This window comes from Nocardioides nanhaiensis, from assembly GCF_039542785.1.
Taxonomy (GTDB): Bacteria; Actinomycetota; Actinomycetes; order Propionibacteriales; family Nocardioidaceae; genus Nocardioides; species Nocardioides nanhaiensis.
Window position 1 is genome coordinate 661,118 of sequence record NZ_BAABIM010000001.1, and the last position, 18,353, is coordinate 679,470.

General features: G+C 66.8%; 14 protein-coding genes, 1 tRNA gene and 1 pseudogene. 11 read left to right on the forward strand and 5 right to left on the reverse strand.

Annotated features, from left to right (window positions below; all coding sequences use genetic code 11):
* The first annotated feature begins 52 nt into the window (after nt 1–52).
* From ABD948_RS03210 to ABD948_RS03220, 3 genes are all read left to right on the forward strand, one after another.
* Nucleotides 53–1,639 carry a peptide chain release factor 3 gene (locus tag ABD948_RS03210; RefSeq protein WP_345262609.1) on the forward strand — a complete coding sequence of 529 codons (1,587 nt, stop codon included), beginning with the start codon at nt 53–55 and terminating at the stop codon, nt 1,637–1,639.
* A 466-nt stretch (nt 1,640–2,105) separates the two neighbouring features.
* Nucleotides 2,106–3,368, forward strand: coding sequence for an alpha/beta hydrolase (locus tag ABD948_RS03215; protein ID WP_345262610.1), 1,263 nt, complete (start codon nt 2,106–2,108; stop codon nt 3,366–3,368).
* Nucleotides 3,365–5,872 carry a hypothetical protein gene (locus ABD948_RS03220; RefSeq protein ID WP_345262611.1) on the forward strand — a complete coding sequence of 836 codons (2,508 nt, stop codon included), beginning with the start codon at nt 3,365–3,367 and terminating at the stop codon, nt 5,870–5,872. The genes ABD948_RS03215 and ABD948_RS03220 overlap by 4 nt, the downstream gene beginning before the upstream one ends.
* A 643-nt stretch (nt 5,873–6,515) precedes the next feature.
* Here ABD948_RS03220 and ABD948_RS03225 read toward each other — a convergent pair.
* The 3 genes from ABD948_RS03225 to ABD948_RS03235 all read right to left on the reverse strand — a co-directional run bounded on the left by ABD948_RS03225 (nt 6,516) and on the right by ABD948_RS03235 (nt 11,070).
* On the reverse strand, nt 6,516–7,739 hold the full coding sequence (locus ABD948_RS03225; RefSeq protein ID WP_345262612.1) for an McrC family protein: 1,224 nt from the start codon (nt 7,737–7,739) through the stop codon (nt 6,516–6,518).
* Between the two features lie 49 nt (nt 7,740–7,788).
* The gene (locus tag ABD948_RS03230; RefSeq protein WP_345262613.1) at nt 7,789–10,146 is read right to left on the reverse strand and encodes an MrcB family domain-containing protein; all 2,358 of its coding nucleotides are present in this window, start codon (nt 10,144–10,146) and stop codon (nt 7,789–7,791) included.
* Between the two features lie 702 nt (nt 10,147–10,848).
* A complete protein-coding gene (locus ABD948_RS03235) occupies nt 10,849–11,070 on the reverse strand; it encodes a helix-turn-helix domain-containing protein (protein ID WP_345262614.1) in 222 nt (73 codons plus the stop codon).
* A 134-nt stretch (nt 11,071–11,204) separates the two neighbouring features.
* On the opposite strand from ABD948_RS03235, the gene ABD948_RS03240 reads away from it, so the two are divergent.
* Nucleotides 11,205–11,768, forward strand: coding sequence for a hypothetical protein (locus ABD948_RS03240; RefSeq protein WP_345262615.1), 564 nt, complete (start codon nt 11,205–11,207; stop codon nt 11,766–11,768).
* 131 nt (nt 11,769–11,899) lie between these two features.
* Nucleotides 11,900–12,856 (forward strand): annotated as a pseudogene (locus ABD948_RS22100) (site-specific integrase); the annotation flags it as partial.
* Nucleotides 12,857–13,058: 202 nt separating this feature from the next.
* Here ABD948_RS22100 and ABD948_RS03255 read toward each other — a convergent pair.
* Nucleotides 13,059–13,134: transfer RNA gene (locus ABD948_RS03255), tRNA-Lys, on the reverse strand.
* A 300-nt stretch (nt 13,135–13,434) separates the two neighbouring features.
* On the opposite strand from ABD948_RS03255, the gene ABD948_RS03260 reads away from it, so the two are divergent.
* The 6 genes from ABD948_RS03260 to ABD948_RS03285 all read left to right on the forward strand — a co-directional run bounded on the left by ABD948_RS03260 (nt 13,435) and on the right by ABD948_RS03285 (nt 17,126).
* Entirely contained in the window at nt 13,435–13,638 is a 204-nt protein-coding gene (locus tag ABD948_RS03260; protein ID WP_028650227.1) for a cold-shock protein, read from the forward strand.
* 272 nt (nt 13,639–13,910) lie between these two features.
* On the forward strand, nt 13,911–14,084 hold the full coding sequence (locus tag ABD948_RS03265) for a hypothetical protein (protein ID WP_345262618.1): 174 nt from the start codon (nt 13,911–13,913) through the stop codon (nt 14,082–14,084).
* Between the two features lie 109 nt (nt 14,085–14,193).
* Nucleotides 14,194–14,496, forward strand: a complete 303-nt coding sequence (locus ABD948_RS03270; protein WP_345262619.1) for a metal-sensitive transcriptional regulator — start codon at nt 14,194–14,196, stop codon at nt 14,494–14,496.
* Between the two features lie 37 nt (nt 14,497–14,533).
* Nucleotides 14,534–14,740, forward strand: coding sequence for a heavy-metal-associated domain-containing protein (locus tag ABD948_RS03275; RefSeq protein WP_345262620.1), 207 nt, complete (start codon nt 14,534–14,536; stop codon nt 14,738–14,740).
* Nucleotides 14,737–14,892: a hypothetical protein gene (locus tag ABD948_RS03280; protein WP_345262621.1), complete on the forward strand. Its 156-nt coding sequence runs from the start codon at nt 14,737–14,739 to the stop codon at nt 14,890–14,892. The genes ABD948_RS03275 and ABD948_RS03280 overlap by 4 nt, the downstream gene beginning before the upstream one ends.
* Nucleotides 14,889–17,126, forward strand: coding sequence for a heavy metal translocating P-type ATPase (locus ABD948_RS03285; RefSeq protein ID WP_345262622.1), 2,238 nt, complete (start codon nt 14,889–14,891; stop codon nt 17,124–17,126). Before ABD948_RS03280 ends, ABD948_RS03285 begins: the two co-directional genes overlap by 4 nt.
* A 95-nt stretch (nt 17,127–17,221) precedes the next feature.
* Here the strand turns inward: ABD948_RS03285 and ABD948_RS03290 are convergent, their stop codons facing one another.
* Nucleotides 17,222–18,304, reverse strand: coding sequence for a hypothetical protein (locus ABD948_RS03290; protein WP_345262623.1), 1,083 nt, complete (start codon nt 18,302–18,304; stop codon nt 17,222–17,224).
* Between the last annotated feature and the right edge of the window lie 49 nt (nt 18,305–18,353).

The following is an 18,353-nucleotide window of genomic DNA, read 5'->3' on the forward strand; positions in this document are numbered from 1 at the left end:
GCGGCCCTCGTCGAAGCCGGGGAGGGGCTCCTCCGGAGGTAATCTCGGCACGATGTCCACCTCCTCCGCCGTCGCCGGCGCGACACCGCGCCGCACCTTCGCCGTCATCAGCCACCCCGACGCCGGCAAGTCGACCCTCACCGAGGCGCTCGCGCTGCACGCGCACGTGATCTCCGAGGCCGGAGCCGTGCACGGCAAGGGCAACCGTCGCGGCACCGTCTCGGACTGGATGGAGATGGAGAAGGCGCGCGGCATCTCGATCACCTCGGCCGCGCTGCAGTTCGAGTACGACGGCCACGTGGTCAACCTGGTCGACACCCCGGGCCACTCCGACTTCTCCGAGGACACCTACCGCGTGCTGACGGCGGTGGACGCCGCCGTCATGCTCGTCGACGCCGCCAAGGGCCTGGAGCCGCAGACGCTCAAGCTGTTCCAGGTGTGCGCGCACCGCGGCATCCCCGTCATCACGGTCATCAACAAGTGGGACCGGCCGGGCCGCGACCCCTTCGAGCTGATGGACAGCATCGAGCAGGAGATCAAACTGCGGCCGACGCCGCTCACCTGGCCGGTGGGGGTGGCCGGCGACTTCCACGGCGTCGTCGACCGGCGCCAGGGGCGCTTCATCCGCTACTCGCGCACCGCCGGCGGTGCCAAGCGGGCCCCGGAGGAGCACCTGGACGCCGACGCGGCGCTGGCCGCGGCGGGCGTGGACTGGGCCGACGCGCTGGAGGGACACGAGCTGCTGGAGGCCGACGGCGCCGACCACGACCAGAAGAGGTTCCTGGCCGGCGAGACCACCCCGGTGCTGTTCGCCTCGGCCCTGCTCAACTTCGGTGTCGCGCAGCTGCTCGACGTGCTGATCGAGCTGGCCCCGCCCCCCGGCCCCACGGTCGACGTCGAGGGTGGGCGCCGAGCGGTGGACGACGACTTCAGCGCCTTCGTGTTCAAGGTGCAGAGCGGCATGGACTCCTCGCACCGCGACCGCCTCGCCTACGCACGCGTCTGCTCCGGGGTCTTCGAGCGCGGCATGATCGTCACCCACGCCGACTCCGGCCGACCGTTCTCCACCAAGTACGCCCAGGCGGTCTTCGGCCGCGAGCGGACCTCGGTGGAGACCGCGTTCCCGGGCGACATCATCGGCCTGGTCAACGCCTCCGCCCTGCGGGTCGGCGACACCGTCTACGACGGCACCCCAGTGCGATTCCCGCGGATCGAGGCGTTCGCGCCCGAGCACTTCGCCACCGTCAGCGTCACCGACACGGGTCGGTGGAAGCAGTTCCGCAAGGGCATCGAGCAGCTCGACGAGGAGGGCGTGGTCCAGGTGCTGCGCTCGGAGCTGCGCGGCGACCACTCGCCCGTGCTGGCCGCGGTCGGCCCCATGCAGTTCGAGGTGGTGGCAGCGCGGCTGCAGACCGAGTTCAACGCCCCGGTCCGCCTGGAGCCGCTGGGCTACAGCCTCGCCCGCCTCGTCGACGCCGACCAGCGCGACCGCCTCGGCGGCATGAGCGGCGTCGAGGTGCTCGAGCGGCGCGACGGCGAGCACCTCGCGCTGTTCGTCGACAAGTGGCGCTTGCAGACCGTGCTGCGCAACAACCCCGGCCTGGAGCTGCGGGCCATGGCGGCCGCGCACGACCGCTGAGCGGGCTGAGCCTGCGAAGCCCTGCTGGTTGGTGGTCGAGTAGCGAGGCGCTGATGAGCCCGCGAATCCGCGCGGAGCGGATCGGGACCCGCCCACTCACGAAGGGGAGCGCAGCCGGCGGAGCCGTCGCGGTCTCGAGTGCTGGTAGGCCCTGTGGGGCTCGAACCCACAACCAACGGATTAAAAGACTCCGAAGCGATGTCCGACCCGACGTCTCCTGAGCCACCGCGTGTGCATTGAACAAGCTGCTGGCCGCTTGCGGGGGCCGGTCAGTCCAGCAGGTAGTGACTGGTCCGCACCTTCCGTTAGCGCCAGCGTTAGCCAAACCCGGATCTACCTCCGGATTCGGTGGTACGTCGGGCGCATGGCACGGCATCCGTCTGTCCGCCCCGGCATGTAGTGAGGACACGTCAGTCAGCAAACGCCGAACTTGCGTGCGCCACTGTCGCCGCCAGTACTGTTGCGAATGTCGGAAGGGGACGTGTTGCCAAAGTTCTGGGCCGAGGCTCCCGCGCCCCGACCGTTCGATGACAGTGGGTTGCATGTACATCGCTACGAGGGGGTAACCGGACATTCACTCGTTGTCTTCGTGCATGGGTGGGGCGGCAGCGGATACACAACCTGGGGCGAGTTGCCCAACCAGATATATGACGACCCAACTCTGCCAGCCGACGTGGCTCTCTTCGACTACGTCAGCGGTGCGCGTCGTCGTGTCAACAACAACCCAGACCTCGAGACTGTTGCGGAGGAACTGCAGACTCAGGTCGAAAGCACGCCGTACGAGCGCATCGTTTTCGTCTGTCACAGCATGGGCGGGGTTGTTGCCTCCGCAGCCCTCCGTCTCTCGCTCGAGTCGGTGAGTTCGAGAACTCGGCAACCGCTTGCCCACCGCACAATCGGCATCGTGTTTCTGGCTAGTCCGAGGGCAGGTGTTCGACCGCTTATATTCGGCCGTTCCAAGGACGCCCGATTTCTTCGCTCGCAGAACGACGTAGTCGCGCGCAATGATCGGTTTTTCACGAACCGCGTCGATCCTCACTTAGAGCGGAGCGCGCCGACGAAGTTGTGGATACCACTTTGGGCTGGGCGGGCGACCAGCGATGCAATTGTCACCCACTTCAGTTCCGCTTACGGGATTCCCTCTGACCAGAGCGTCCCCTTCAGGGGCGATCATCGGAGTTTCCTCCATAAACAGGATCTCCGAGATTGGGTCCTCAAAGCATGTCGTTCGTCGCTGCTACACGTCGTGCAGGCTCCTCCGGACTCGGCAACTCCGGCCATAAGAACTCAGTTCCGTGGCCATCCGGAACATAGTCACTGGGAGGATGCGTACCACGAGGCGGTCACCAAATTTCAAGAGAAGTCGAAGGGCATCGTCGTTTTCGACGCGACGCACGGGCAACGCCGTGGCGAGCCGCTGGATCTCCGGGTCCGGGTAATTCCGGCGGACTTGTTCGACGTTCGAGACTACGCTGTTGATTTCGAAAGGTACGCTCAGGAACTCGCGTCGGGCCTCTTGCACACTCTGGGTGTCGTTCCGTTTGGTGGCCTTGGTCTCGCAGTCGCCTCGGAGGTCGCGGCGCAGTTCGTCGAGATTCCTGCTTGGGTGTCCCCTGCTGACACTAGCGAAAATCTGGAGGAATTGATCGTACTTTGGCTCGAACGTACTAAGCGATCGCTGATATTCGCTCACCGACTTTCGCGGGTTGACACAGGGGATGTCTCATGACCATTGCTAACGCTAGTCCAAACGTGCAGCCGGAACTGGGTTGGCTCGCCGCCCTACTTGCCCCACGTGACGTAGCGCCGCATCCGAACTTCTGGACTGGGGACGTCGTCACTCCCTACGGGGTTCTCGGCCTACTAGCGGCGGGCCGGCGCTCTGACTACGGACGGTTAACGACCTTTGATCGCGATGCTGACAAGGCTGCGTCCGTATCGCGATTTGGCCCGCTCTACGAAGCGTTCCTGGATTCGATGACGGTGGGAACGGTCGAGCAGGGCGCAGTGCAACTTCGCGAAATGTCGTTGAATGGACTTGGAGATTACCGTGACATTGGCTTCCGTTGTGCGTGCGCTGTATTGGCTGCGTCCGCCTTGTCTGAGGTCGAGAAGTTCGCAGAAGCCGACCAAGCGCTGCGCGGAGTGCTGAAGAGTTTGGACGTAGAAAGATCGGCAGCCGAGGGTTTGCTTGCTGCCTGGCTTCTGTGCGTTCGATCCCTTCATTACTGGGATTCCGGACAGGATCCCCGCAGACTAGTTCGAGACGCGCTCCGTCTTTGCGAGCAACTTGATGTTGAGTCGCTTCCTGAGTTCGAAGTCAGCACGGGCAGCCCGCGAGATGTCCGTGAGATAACGATCGATCTGATCGAATCGATCGAGTGGGTGGGGCACAGTTACCTCGCTCGAACCGCGACGTCCGTCGATGAGCGGCTCGCGCCCCTGCGGCGGCGCACCCCGATAGCTGTGTGGCGCTCCCGAGGTCATGCGGCGGATTCGCTCAGCGAACGGCTCAAGCATGACTTCAAAAGATTATTCTCGAGCGCGGTAGAGATTACCTATTCATTCGGTAATGTCAATATTCCTGGAGATCGCGACCTCTCGGAGAGTTTGCTGTGGCACGAGTACAGTGGCAGCTCGGTCGCACATCACTATAGGGAACTCCTCGGCTTGGCCCGATTCCGGCAAGGCAGAGCAGACGGCGAAAGTTGGCTCATGGCGGAGGGGCTGCGCCTTCTCAGGCAAGCAAACTCTGAAAAGAATGTTGAGTTTGCCTGCGCATCCCTTCTTCGAGAAGGTCCGCTGCAGGTCCTTCAGCAGGATGCCAGTCTAGTGATACGCCGCTTGCACGAAGGGCAACTGCGCCAAGTCGAGTTGGTCGTGCTGAAGTACGCCGCTCCGGTTCTCGACGAGGGGGCCCGCGTCGAGGCGCTGAACGGATTGTTCGAGATTCGCAACGTCCCGCCTGTGCAGCGCGGAGCGTCTTGGCAACATTCAGGTGTCTATGCGGAGAAGGTTTGGACGGCCATTCGGGAATTGGCTCGCGCCAACGGAAGCGGAGTCGAGAAACTGTCCGTGCTTCTCTCGGATATCGTGCGTCTCGCCGATGCCAACGAGGAAGGCGGGATCGACCACTTTATGGCTAGGGTGCTCGACCGCTGGTCCGCCGAGGACTGGAAGGACCACGGGGTCATGGAACAGGTCCGGTCGATGCGCTTGCACGCGAGCTTGGCCGAATGGAAACAAGTGCGGGTGAGCTTAGAGAGGGTTGCCGATTCGAATCCCGAGTTGGCTGAGTACAATTTCGCTGCGCCAACTGATGTTGCCTCTGTCGCTAGGCGAGTCGACCGTTCGTTGCACGATGTAGAGAGTTTAGACCAAGGTGTTGTGGAGACAGCCATGGGCATCATTCGAGACGACTTACGCCGTCTTGAAAGTACCGCGTCCTCCGGGATTTTTACGGGAGGATCGATTGCAACGGCGGACGTAGCCGTCGCGCTGATGCTGCAGACCGGTCGCGACGATCTTTGGCCCGACGTCCTAAGGACCCTGACCGATCCGGAGGTTCAGCGCGATGACAAGACCGCCGCTCTCGAGCGAATGACAAGGAATGTCAAGAAAATGCCAGTTCTCGTGGCCGAGTGCGCCGCCGAGCGGACGGGAGAGTTGTTAAGCGGAGGTCCGGCCTTCGCTGATGACGTCCTGTCGCCTTATCCAGCCGCTGTTCGATTTCTGGCCGCGATCGGGGTGCTTGAGCCAGCAGAAGCGGTGCAGTTTGTTGCTGGGCTCATGGCACGCAGGACCAGTCAAGCCATGCGGGAGGCGGCGCACACGGTCGTAGTGCTTGCTCCTGACGGCGACGGACAGCCGTGGGTGACAACGGTCTCTGTATGGCTTACGTTCGACAGCGATGTCGAAGTACGGTCCTTGGCCGGGCAAGCGCTAGGTCTCGCTGCTGAACGATTATCAGGTGCTGAGCTGGATCGGCTGCGGGCGCTGCTCGAGCAGGACGGGACTTCTGTTCCCCGTCATGTGATCGCGGGTCTCAGCGATAGTGGGTTTCGGTTGCCAGAGTCGATCAAAGCAACAATGCAGAGCCTAGCTGGGACGCACCTGAGCGCAGATGTGCGTGCAGAGGCCGCCGTGCTTTTGGAACGGGACGCCAAGTTGCGGAGGGAACAAGCCGAGAAGGATGCCGAGGGCCAGCAACGACGGTGGTGGAAACGGTCGTAGGAACGGGCCGACTCGTCGCACGCTCTTGGGAAAGGCGATCGTGAACGTTCGTTCAACGAGCGTGCGTTCGATGAATCGAAAAAAACTGTGGTGCCACTTGGCGAACTGGTCCTCCGCGGTCTTGCTTGTGATCCGGAAAACCGGGGGGATGAGCCATCTGCAACCTACGGTCCCTGGAACCGTGCGTACCCCCAAAGCCGAGTTGAGTAAGCCGCGCTAGGTGAAGATGAAGGGTTGGAGCGACGAGTGCATCTATGTGATGGATCCGAGCTGCTGTGCCACGTGCCTAAACGCGACTAGTGGGCTGAGAGAGCACGCGGCGCCTCGAAGAGTAGACGCGATGTTGACCTGCGGAGGCTGATCGACCGAGGCTTCCTGGCGCAAAGGAGGAAACGCATGTTCCCTACAGGGGCAAATGCCACGTAGCGGTCGTGCAGCGAGATAGGGCTCTCAGGGTGGCAGGACGGTACCGCGACACGCCTACCGGCGCAGCGATGCTGGTGAGCGACACTTCAACGAACGGCTGGACGTTCTGACGCAACGGTGCGGGGGACACGCCGGCTCATTTGCGCAATCGTCTCTAACTGAGCCAGCGGATTTGGTATCCGCGGACAGGGCTCTGACCTGCGGAAACGCGGCTACGCTAACCAGTTGCTAACGCCAACGCCTCCGGATGACCGCTCGCCGGTTCCCGGGTCGGCAGCCAGTCCCTCACGTCCTCAACGACGCGCTCGGCGGCTGTCTCGTAGGGGGTCTCGTCGCGTGCGTCCCAGCAGATGTTGGTCACATCCACGTCACCGATCTGGAGTGATGGCCGCGCGGTCTCGCCATCACGGAACGTGATGACGAGGGCGTGCGACGCTCGGTAGCCGGTGGCGAAGGTGGTCGCCTGGTAGATGTGCCCGGTGTCCCAGTCGGTGCCCTGCAGCTGGTACTTCACGTCGCCGACGGCCGACCCGTTGTCGAAGACCAGGTCGGGGTTCAGGGTCTTTGTCGAAGGCGTGAGCTGCAGGCCCTTCTTGGTTACGGCGCACTCGTCAGCCAGACCTCGGGTCAGGAGGCTGCGAAGGCCCGCCTCGACGGCCTCGGGGGTGCGCAGAAGGAAGGCCGAACCGCCCAGACTGCCCTCGCGCAGGGTGAGAGCGAAGCCGGCAAGGATCACGTTTGCCAGTTGCAGTGCGTCGCGGTAGTACCAGGTCTGCCGGGTGACTGCTGCCGAGGCATCCCCGCGTCGCAGGTCTCCCACGCCTTGAAAGTGCACGAGGAGCTGAGTTGCTGTCCGGCGAAGCGTGGATTGTGCAAGTGGCGATCGGGCGATCCTGGCTACGGCTGCCCTCAGTACGCGGTTCGTTGGATTGTCGATGTCGAGGTCGTCGAACTCGCAGTCCACCTGGGGCCGTCCGCGGAGCAACAGCCCCGCAGTCTGCGCTGGGTTGATGCGGCCACGGACGTGAGGAAGCACTTCGCGATGGGTCTGGAACTGCTTGATCAGATCACCGCGAAGTACGGTTTGGGTCGCTGTGAGAAGCCAACTGGCGATCAGGTCGAAGAGATGCGCGCCCGCAGAGACCTGCACGGGGGCTGAGGATGTTCTGGGCAGAGTGCCTGCCTCCGAGAGCAGCCCTAGTACGTGGCCCATCGGAATCTTGGGTTGCACGACGAGTGTCTGATCGCCGACCCGGATGACACCGATGGCGTCACTGACTCGCACCTCCCAAAGGTCCGACTCGGCCTTGCGCACGTGGATCGCTGACGTGGCCCCGCCGCTCTCGCTGGCGTCCGCGCCGCTGTCGCTACCCCACCAGGTGGACTGGCCAGCCAGCTCGCGCCCCAGGGCCTTCAGCGATTCAGCCTCGGCGTCACGCATCGACACCAGTTGTCGTCGGGACTCACGAATGGGGACTGGCGCGGCTGCCTCAGGCATCGGGCCAGAACTCGTTGATCTGCAGCGTGGCAATCACGTCGGGCCTGTCGAAGAAGTACTCCTCGAACAGTGGGAGCAACTGACGCTGCCAGGTGGCACGGAGGGCGGCGGCGTCGAAGAGCTCACGCATGAAGAACGAGTGCCCCACCGTGTGGTGTCGGTCGAGCAGGTCGGTCAGGTGAGCGTTCAGCCGCTCGAATCCGTCCACGAGACCGTCCACCGTGCAGGTTCGCGTCTCGTAGTAGCGCCGGAGGATGTCGTGGTCCGGTGGGCAGTCGAAGACCTCGAACCTGCGGCGCAGCGCCAGGTCGATGCTGCGGATGCTGCGGTCAGCGGTGTTCATGGTGCCGATGAAGAGCAGGCGGTGGGGGAGGGAGTACTCCTGTGTGTACAGGAGGTCGATCGGCTCATCGCGGTACTCGAGTGCGTACATGAGTTCGCCGAAGACCCGGGGCAGGTTGGCGCGATTCATCTCGTCGAGCACGAGGACGTGTCGTTGGTCAGACTCCGGATCGATCTCGCCGGCCATGCGCAGCACGGCGCCGTCGACGCGCGTGAAGCCGATGCTGCCTCCTTCTGCTGTGGGCCTCAGGCCCTCGATGAATTCTTCGTACCCGTAGGAGGGGTGGAACTGCAGGACGCGGTGAGTGAGCGGTTCGTCCTGGGTCATGTAGCGGGCTACTGCCCTTGCCACCCAGGTCTTGCCGGTTCCCGGGGGGCCAGCAAGCACCACCTGCGGTCGGCGGTCCAAAGCCTCAATGAGCGACTCCAGCCAGGCGCGCTCGCAGAGAGTCTCCTCTTCCAGCCATGCCATGGTCAGCGGCTCCCGAGGGGCCCCAGCGTCCGGGCCTGCCGGGGTGCCCGGCTCGCCGACGAGTTGCGTGCTCTCGACCGCGAGGGTGACGTGTTGGTCAGGGGCCGGTGAGGCTGACCAGAGTTGGTAGACCATCAGGGGGCTGGTCTGGTTGCTCAGAGCGCCTGGCGTCGCATCCGGCGTGGCGTTGGTGGTCAGCACCAGGTTGTCGAAGGCCCATTCGGGCGGCATCGACTCGAAGTTGCTGAGTCGTAGGTACAAGGTGTGGTGCTCGTCGCCGTAGTACGACGGCACCCTCTCCTCATCCACCTCCGCTCGTGACGTCACGACCTCCTTCAGCTCGGTCCGCCAGATCTCGCCGGTGCGATAGAGGTAGCAGTAGGTGGTGCGCCCAGCGGCCAGCTGCCCGTTGACGAGCTGTAGTCGTTGCGGGCTCATGGCGCTGGTCCCGGGCTTGCCGAGCTTTCCCCACCAGACGCTTCCCGATTGCTCAGCGACTTCTCGGTGCCGCGTGATCGTGTCTGGTCGAATGTCGCGGCTCCACTTCAGGACGAGGTGGACGGTCTCTTCCTGTGATCGCTCGGTGAGGCCGAGGGAGTCCACTTGTTGAAGCAGGGTGAGCATCCGATCGAGATCGGCATGGAACTGGTCGAGGTTCGGCAGCGCTTCGGCCCGGTATCGGACCGCGTAGGCCGAGCCAGCCTCGTACGACTTCGGGCGGGGGTTTGTCGACCGCAGATCGATGCGGGCTTGAAGCCCAGTCTGCAGGCCAAGAGCCCTCCGGATGTCCCAACACCGCTTGTGAAGTATCTGGCTGCCGCCGGCCACTTGGGTCGTGCCCTGCGCCAGGCTGAGGTAGGCCGATGATCCATCCGCTGCGAAGAGGTAGACCAGGTACACGCCGTCTCGAGGAGAGGCTGAGCCACGGATTGGCAGAATCGCGACCCACGGGACGTCGGCGTCCGACCCGTACCCAGTACTGGCTGTCACGGTGAATCCCTCTGGGACTCGCTGAGTCAGAGTGTGGACGAGATCTTCTTTGATGGTCTGTTTCGCGGGGGAGGCGATGGAGCCGCTGCCACCACGATCCGACAAGCCGGCCAGGGCGAACTCGATGAGTGTTCGGAGATCACCTGCACGCGGAGGTGCTTGGGGAGCGACCGGCACATCTGACAGCTCGTCCTCGGCAGGGGTCTTCTCGTTGAATCGGGGCAGCAGTTCCCCCATCAACTCAAACTTGCGTCGAGCTGGAGCGTCACTGGACTCCGCGGCGAACGTGCAGGAATTTAGCCAGTCACGGATCTCGTCGCGTTGAGCGCGCCGGCCCAGTTCTCGATCCAGGAGCCGGCCGACCTTCTCGTGGAGGATCGACGCTTGCCTGTCGCCTGACAGGTGCTGCAACAACCGCGTCCTATTTCGTTGGCTGAGCCCGACGAAGAGGCAGCGTCCGCTTGCGTCCCAGACGACATGAACCCCCGGCTTGTCGTCGACCAGTCGCACACTGTCTGCGCTGAACGGTTGAGGCTCGAAACTCACGCATCCCCCTTCTGGCATTCACGAGGGCCTCATGCAACCTCACTTCTGCGCCCGAAGGAAGCAACCCCGACGCTGGTTCCAAGGCAATTCCGGGGGTGCTCCGGCGTCCCTTCGGGACCGAGCCACCGCCCCCCGGACCCCCAGGCGGCGCGCTGCGCTCGCGATCGAATGACAAAGCCAGGCCCCCGAATTCGAGGGCCTGGCTCAGGTGGGTGGTCAGATCAAGAGTCAATCGATTGTTTGTGCAGGTCAGAGAGGTCTTCCGACACCCGTGATGACTACACGCGACATGCCTGGGGTAGCAGGTGTGTGCTGGTCGTCACACCCATCGTCCAACTCGGTGCTCGGCGCACCTCCCAGAGCCAGTGCCGCGGGTCCAGAGGGAGGGGGAGAGGATCAGGCAGCGCAGTCGAGAAGTTTCTTCGACAAGCTCGAGATTCTTCGCTCGACGGATCGCTCCCCAGACCTGCTGCCGGCTCGGCACTGTCAACATGCTCGGTGAGTCGCCGCGCGTGACCTTGAGGAGGTCGGCCAGCTCGCCCTTGGCGAACTCAGCGTGGCCGACCCGGTTGGCCCTGGACATGGCGGCGAACATGACGCGATAGGGCATGGGCTGAAGAGGGCTTCTTGCGATGCGAAGAGCCTCTCTCTGGTTGATCGCGCCCCACTCCTCGAAGTCGATGCCTCTCGTAGTCGGGCGAGTCACGGAAGGTCGTCCCAGTCGGCGGGGTCGATCCCCAGAGACTCCAGGAAGGGGATCTTGGGGATCACGATGCGCCGGCCGATCGGGCGGCTGGGGATCTCCCCTGAATGGACCGCTGCGTAGGCCGCGCTGCGGCTGATGCCTAGGAGGGTTGCTGCTTCCTCGACCGTGAAGGTCGCTCGTCGAAGTGCCAGGCTGATGTCGGTAGTCAGTTTGGTCATGGTGAGAGCATGGCAAGACTGAGCATGTCTTGCCAAGACATGCTCAGTCTCGTTAAGGTTGTCAGGTCCGGGCAGGGTGCCCGAGTTGAGAGCGGCGGAGCGGGCAAATGGCTATGGAATTGGTGAACCACCGAGTGACCGAGCTGCGGCTCGAACGGGACGACCGCACCTGGATCGTTGGCGTCGAGTGGGGAGAAGTCGACGGTGCGGTCGAGGCTGTTGGCCTGGTTCTGCGCCAGCCCTCGGATGCGCAGCGCCCCATCACCGCTTCCGCCCTCCGACGGCTGCAACCCGCCGCGGTCATCGCTGCCGCTCGCCAGCAGCGATACGAGGCGCTCGGTGGATCGATGGTTGAGGCCTATCGGGCAGCGGAGGCTGGTGATCCGGACAACGCTCATCTTCTCGATGACGTCAGCCCAGGGCTGGTCGACCACGCAGAGCGGGGGAGTGCGCCCTGGGGGCCAAACGGCCGAGGTCGGCCGAAGGAGTACGGGGAGGAGCACTTCGAAGACGTGGCGCGGATCTACAACGAGGCGGTGGATTCGGGACGCTACCCGCTGCAGGCCGTGATGGAGACACGCTTCGTAACCCGATCCACCGCGTCGCGCTGGGTCAGGCAGGCCCGCGATCGGGGGCTGCTGCCCGCTACGAGCCAGGGCAAGATGGGCCGAGGTTCGCAGATGGAGGGGCCTCGGTGAGCGGGACAGGGCACGTCTCTCGTCGATGCGGTTGTCCGCTCCAGCGAGACGGCGATGGCGCTCTCGTCCGAGATGCGGAGGGTGCTTCTGTGCGGAACCACCGTCCTGGCTGCCTGCCCAAGTGGCAGTTCGTGCACGACCTGCCCTCCGGCTCAGGCGGCAAGCGGAGGCAGACGACCAAGGGCGGCTTCCGCACTCGAAGGGATGCGCAGCGGGCGCTGCGGGCTTCACTCGACGCCGTTGACCTGGGGATCCTCCCCGCTGGGCGCACGATGACGGTTGGTGAGTTTCTCGACAGCTGGGTCGCTGGCCGCGTCGACCTTCGACGGAGTACTCGCAACTCCTACGAGGGACACATCCGGCTCTACCTCAAGCCGGGCATCGGCCACGTTCGCCTCGACGATCTTCGCCACGAACACGTTGAGCACCTCTTCGCAGTGCTGGCGTCACGGACTGAGCGACCGCTGAGCGCCACCACGCTGCACCGGATCAAGGCCACCCTTCGCAAGGCACTCAACGACGCTGTGAAGCGACGTCAGATGCTCCACAACCCGGCGCTGCACGTGGACCTGCCGCGCGCTACGCCCTACGTGTATTCCACCTGGACCCCGGCGGAGCTCCGTTACTTCCTCAATTTCATCCGCGATGACGATCTCTACGCCGCCCTTCACTTGGCGGCTCTGACCGGCATGCGTCGTGGAGAGGTGGCGGGGCTCCAGTGGGCCAACGTCGATGTCGAGAGGGGCCGCCTCCGGGTCATCAACTCGCGCGTGGAAGTGGGTGCCTCCATCGAGGATGAGCTGCCGAAGTCCTCCAGTGGCGAGCGCTTCGTGTACCTCGACGACGGGACGCTGCAGGCTCTGTCGGCTCACCGCCAGCGGATGGCGGAACTCTGGGGTGGTGAGGCGCTCGAGGGGCATTGCTACGTCTTCCCGGGTCCCAAGGGTGGTCCGATGCGCCCCGAGCTGATCTATCGACGTCTCCAGCGCCTCGCCGAGCGTGCTGGTCTGCCCAAGCTCAGGCTCCACGACGTGCGGCACACCCACGCAACGCATGCCCTGGAGGCGGGGGTGCCCATGAAGGTCGTGCAGGACCGGCTGGGCCACGCATCCATGTATCTGACGGCAGACACGTACAGCCATGTTCAACCCGCGGTGGCCGATCGCGCCGCGGCCGATGTCGCGCGCCTCGTCTTCGACTCCCACGGCCTCGCGTTAGCAGGCGGTGAGCAGATCCCGGCCCCTAGCGACAGGGATGGTCGCCAAGAGTCGCGTGTGCGCAGGTCAGACGTGGTAGGCCCTGTGGGGCTCGAACCCACAACCAACGGATTAAAAGTCCGGAGCTCTGCCAGTTGAGCTAAGGGCCCGGGTGCGGTCCCGAGGGTAGTAGGGCCTCGCGGGCGGCGCCGTCACGGGCGTGTCGCCCAGTGTTCACACGCCGGTCCGACACGGGTGTGGAGCGGGGGTTTCGGACGGGGACCTAGTTGGTACTGTCGTGGCAGCAACGGGTGCAAGTCTTTAGCTGGTCTGACGCCTGCGGAGTCTGTGATCCAACGGCGTTTCTGGTTTGTGGTGTACCAATCACGGGTCGGAGCGACGTGTCACCGCACCTGAGTGCGGGTCGCCGAGGTGGCGGCTCTCGCCCCGATGAAGGAGTAACGAGCGCAATGGCTCAGGGCACCGTGAAGTGGTTCAACGCCGAGAAGGGTTTCGGCTTCATCGCACAGGAGGACGGCGGCGACGACGTCTTCGTGCACTACTCGGCGATCCAGTCGCAGGGCTACAAGTCCCTCGACGAGAACCAGAAGGTCGAGTTCGACGTGACCCAGGGGCCCAAGGGCCCCCAGGCCGAGAACGTGCGTCCTCTCTGACGATCAGCCGCTGCCCCACGCGTGGGGTTGTCTGACGCCGAGGCCCCGCCGGTTCGCCGGCGGGGCCTCGGTGCGTCCGGGCCGGCTGCGTCCGGCTGCGTCCGGCTGCGTCCGGCTGCGTTGGTGGAGGCCGTAGTCATCCGGAACCCTCCGGATGACTACTTCGGGCCAGTGGGTTTTCAGGGGTTTGGCCGTACGCTGGCGGGGAAGTTCTTTTCTCGGGCCCATGCTCAGCGTTGGTCCTGCGTTCACCAACTCAAGGGGGAGTCGCCATGCACGACCAGTTCGACGTGACCCTCGAGGACGTCGACCTCCTCGGCGAGGTGGAGCTGACCACGAACCTGATCATCGCCGCCTCCGAGGCCGACGCGCACCTCAACCAGGACGAGATCGACCGGATCCTCGGCGTCGTCCCCGAGCCACCCGCGCCGCGCCGCGAGGCCTGAGCCCGCTCCGACCGAGCACCGTCGTCCGAGCCCGTCCCTGCTGGGGGCGGGCTCGACGTCGTCCTGGGGTTCCTTGAGTTAGGTACCCTAGGGGGGTACCGTAGGTGGCATGACCGAGCAGGCGGAGCACCAGCACGGCTACATCCACCGCAAGGACGACTACCTCAAGCGGCTGCGCAGGATCGAGGGCCAGGCTCGCGGCCTGCAGCGGATGGTGGAGGAGGAGCAGTACTGCATCGACATCCTCACGCAGGTCTCGGCGATGACGAAGGCGCTGCAGGCCGTCTCGCTGGGGCTGCTCGAGGAGCACATGCACCACTGCGTGGTCGACGCCGCCCGCACCGGCGAGGTCGAGGGTCGCGCCAAGGTGGAGGAGGCCCTCGAGGCCATCAGCCGGTTGGTGCGCTCGTGACCCACCCACACCCGTCGACGAACCCCGGAGGAACCCCATGAGCCAGACCCAGCAGTTCACCGTCACCGGCATGACCTGCGGCCACTGCGAGGCCTCGGTCCGCGAGGAGGTCGGCGAGCTCGACGGCGTCGAGCAGGTCACCGCGGACCACACGACCGGCGAGGTCGTCGTCACCAGCACCCAGCCCCTCGACCGCGACGCCGTCCGCGCCGCCGTCGAGGAGGCCGGGTACGCGCTGTCGTGAGCGCGCTCGCCCGGATCGCGGGCTTCGTGCTGCTGCTCGCGGTGGTGCTGGCCGCCGGGTTCGGGACCGGCCGCCTCGTCGGGCCGCTCGACGACGACCCGACGCCACCGGCCGAGCACTCGGGCGGCGGCCACGCGGGAGCAGATCGATGACCGCCGCGGGCACCGAGGTCGACCTCGACATCACCGGCATGACCTGCGCCTCGTGCGCCAACCGGATCGAGCGCAAGCTCAACAAGCTCGACGGGGTGAGCGCCTCGGTCAACTACGCCACCGAGCGCGCCAGCGTCACCTACGCCGCGCCGGTGACGCCGGAGGAGCTCGTCGCCACGGTCGAGGCCGCGGGCTACGGCGCTCAGGTGCCGCAGCCGCGGGGCGCCGCTGGCGGTGCGGGGCAGGAGACGGACGGAGACGCCGACCCCGAGCTGACCGCGCTGCGGCAGCGGCTCGTGGTCTCGGCACTGCTCAGCGTGCCCGTGATCGCCATGGGCATGGTCCCGGCGCTCCAGTTCCAGAGCTGGCAGTGGCTCTCGCTGACCCTGGCCGCCCCGGTGGCGGTGTGGGGTGCCTGGCCGTTCCACCGCGCGGCGCTGCGCAACGCGCGCCACGGCGCCACCACCATGGACACCCTGGTCTCGGTGGGCGTCACGGCGGCGTTCGCGTGGTCGGTGGTGGCGCTGTTCTTCGGCACCGCCGGCGAGCCCGGCATGACCCACGGGTTCACGCTCGTGGCCGACCGCTCCGCGGGGCTCGGCAACATCTACCTCGAGGCCGCCGCCGGGGTGACCACGTTCCTGCTGGCGGGCCGGTTCTTCGAGAAGCGCGCCAAGCGCGAGGCCGGTGCCGCGCTGCGGGCGCTGATGGACCTCGGCGCGGTTGAGGTGAGCGTGCTGCGCGCCGGCCGCGAGGAGCGGGTGCCCGCCGACCAGCTCGTCGTCGGCGACCGCTTCGTCGTCCGGCCCGGCGAGAAGGTGGCCACCGACGGTCACGTCGTGGCCGGACACTCCGCCGTCGACGCCTCGCTGCTGACCGGTGAGTCCGTGCCGGTCGAGGTGGGCCCCGGCGACGAGGTCACCGGCGCCACCCTCAACACCAGCGGCCGGCTCGAGGTCGAGGCGACCCGGGTGGGCGGCGACACCGCGCTGGCGCAGATGGCGCGGCTCGTGGAGGAGGCGCAGACCGGCAAGGCCGCCGTGCAGCGGTTGGCCGACCGGATCTCGGGCGTCTTCGTGCCGATCGTGATCGCGCTCGCCGTCGGCACGCTCGGCTTCTGGCTGGGGACGGGCGCCGGGGCGTCGGTGGCGTTCACGGCCGCCGTCGCGGTGCTGATCATCGCCTGCCCGTGCGCGCTCGGGCTTGCCACGCCCACGGCGCTGATGGTGGGCACCGGGCGGGGCGCGCAGCTCGGCATCCTGATCCGCGGACCCGAGGCGCTCGAGCAGACCCGGCGCGCGAGCGTCGTCGTGCTCGACAAGACGGGCACGGTCACCACCGGGCAGATGCGGCTGCTCGACGTCGTCCCCGCTGCCGGTGAGGACGCCGAGCGGGTGCGGGCGCTCGCGGCCGCCGTCGAGTCCGGCTCCGAGCACCCGGTGGCGCGCGCCGTGGTCGGCGACCTCGAGGTGCCGGCGGCTGACGGCTTCCGGAACCACGAGGGCCTCGGCGTCGAGGCCGAGGTCGACGGCGTGCGGGTCCTCGTGGGGCGGCCCTCGCTGCTCGAGGAGCAGGGACTGGCGGTGCCCGCCGAGGTGGCGGACGCCGTCGAGCACGCGGAGGCGAGCGGTCGTACCGCCGTCGTGGCGGGCTGGGAGGGTGAGGCCCGCGGCGTGCTGGTGGTGGCCGACGAGGTCAAGCCCACCTCGGCCGATGCGGTCGCCCGGCTGCGCGAGCTGGGCCTGCGCCCGGTGCTGCTCACCGGCGACCACGAGCGGGCCGCCCGGGCGGTGGCCGCCGAGGTGGGCATCGACCCCGCCGACGTCGTCGCCGGGGTGCTGCCACGCGGCAAGGTGGAGCACGTGCGGCGCCTGCAGGAGCAGGGCGAGGTGGTGGCCATGGTGGGCGACGGCGTCAACGACGCCGCCGCGCTGGCCCAGGCCGACCTCGGGATCGCGCTCGGCACCGGCACCGACGTCGCCATGGCCGCCGCCGACCTGACGCTGGTGCGCGGCGACCTGAGGGTGGCGGCCGACGCCGTCCGCCTCTCCCGGCGCACGCTCGGCACCATCCGCGGCAACCTCGTCTGGGCCTTCGGCTACAACGTCGCCGCCCTGCCCGTGGCCGCCGCAGGCCTGCTCAGCCCGATGCTCGCCGGTGCCGCGATGGCGCTCTCCTCGGTCGCCGTCGTCGCCAACAGCCTGCGCCTGCGCACCTTCCGCCCCACCGACTGACCGCGCGCGTCGGGAGGGGCGCGAGTCGGCGCTTGTGCGCGTTCTGGGGAGTCAGGGGAGCGCGCGTTGGCGCCGACTTGACCTCCCGCGGGCGGTCAGCAGGTGGCGACGAGGAGCGGCCCGGTGGCCAGGTCGGAGAGCAGGAAGGTGCCCTCCACCGGCGACAGGTCCATCCGGACGACGCGCTCGCGCGCGGTCACCGCGCCCAGGGTGAAGCGGTCGGCGAAGCTGCCGCCCTGGCCCGGCGCCGGGCCGGCGGCCAGCGTCGCCCGGGTGTCGGCGTTGGTGCGGGCCTCGGCCTCGGTGTCGAACGACATCGAGAGGCGGCCCTCGCCGTCGGGCAGGATGCCGAGGGCGAACCCCCGCACCGGCGTGACGGCGCCCGCGGCGTCGAGCAGCTGGGCGGCCTGGTCCTGGTCGACGGTGTCGGCCTGCTCCATCGAGAGCGCCGTGCACGCCTGCTCGCCGGTGTACACCGAGGCGGCCAGCGGCTCGCCGGCGTCGGCCACCACGGCGGCGAGGTCGGCCGGGGGCTCCTCCTCGGCACGCACCGCCGCCACTCCGGCCTCGGCACCGGAGAGCGTGTCGGAGGTGACGACGACGCCGCGCTCGGCGTCGAGGGCCACGAACTGCAGCTGGGGGGTGAGGTCGCCGGCCCGCGTGATGATGACGGGATCGCCCTCCCACACGCCGTCGGGTTTCTCCGGCTCCGCGTAGCCGAGCACCCGCAGCTGCTCCGCGATCGACTCCACGCGCGCCTCGACGTCCTCCTCGGGCAGTCCGACCAGCACGACGGAGGCCGCGGTGGACTGGCTGAACAGCTCCCACTCGATGCTGGCGGGGGAGAACCCGAGCCGCTCCTGCATGGACAGCGCCGACTCGCGCAGCGCCGTGGTGGCGGTCAGGTCGGCGTCGAAGCCGCGGTCGAGCAGCTCCTGCACGTCGCCGATGGGGGAGTCGGCGTCGAGGTCGAGGCCGAGCTCGTCGCGCACCCCGCCCCAGTCGGTCCACGAGTACCGCAGCGCGTCGTCGGGCGCGAGCGCGAAGGCGCGGGCGAGGGCGGTATCGGGTTCGTCGCGCAGCGTCCGCACCCCGACGACGACGGCGACCGCCACCAGCGCGAGGACCACGGCGACGACGACCAGGCGCAGCGCGAGCCGACGGCTGATCGCAGCCATCGCTCACCCCCGGGGTCTCGGTCGCCGGGGAGCCCCGGGTGGTGTGAGA

What these genes read in the sequence shown, in the direction of transcription:
- ABD948_RS03210 (WP_345262609.1), top strand. Translation starts at nt 53, where the DNA reads ATGTCCACCTCCTCCGCCGTCGCCGGCGCGACACCGCGCCGCACCTTC.
- ABD948_RS03215 (WP_345262610.1), top strand. Translation starts at nt 2,106, where the DNA reads ATGTCGGAAGGGGACGTGTTGCCAAAGTTCTGGGCCGAGGCTCCCGCG.
- ABD948_RS03220 (WP_345262611.1), top strand. Translation starts at nt 3,365, where the DNA reads ATGACCATTGCTAACGCTAGTCCAAACGTGCAGCCGGAACTGGGTTGG.
- ABD948_RS03225 (WP_345262612.1), bottom strand. Translation starts at nt 7,739, where the DNA reads ATGCGTGACGCCGAGGCTGAATCGCTGAAGGCCCTGGGGCGCGAGCTG.
- ABD948_RS03235 (WP_345262614.1), bottom strand. Translation starts at nt 11,070, where the DNA reads ATGACCAAACTGACTACCGACATCAGCCTGGCACTTCGACGAGCGACC.
- ABD948_RS03260 (WP_028650227.1), top strand. Translation starts at nt 13,435, where the DNA reads ATGGCTCAGGGCACCGTGAAGTGGTTCAACGCCGAGAAGGGTTTCGGC.
- ABD948_RS03265 (WP_345262618.1), top strand. Translation starts at nt 13,911, where the DNA reads ATGCACGACCAGTTCGACGTGACCCTCGAGGACGTCGACCTCCTCGGC.
- ABD948_RS03270 (WP_345262619.1), top strand. Translation starts at nt 14,194, where the DNA reads ATGACCGAGCAGGCGGAGCACCAGCACGGCTACATCCACCGCAAGGAC.
- ABD948_RS03275 (WP_345262620.1), top strand. Translation starts at nt 14,534, where the DNA reads ATGAGCCAGACCCAGCAGTTCACCGTCACCGGCATGACCTGCGGCCAC.
- ABD948_RS03285 (WP_345262622.1), top strand. Translation starts at nt 14,889, where the DNA reads ATGACCGCCGCGGGCACCGAGGTCGACCTCGACATCACCGGCATGACC.
- ABD948_RS03290 (WP_345262623.1), bottom strand. Translation starts at nt 18,304, where the DNA reads ATGGCTGCGATCAGCCGTCGGCTCGCGCTGCGCCTGGTCGTCGTCGCC.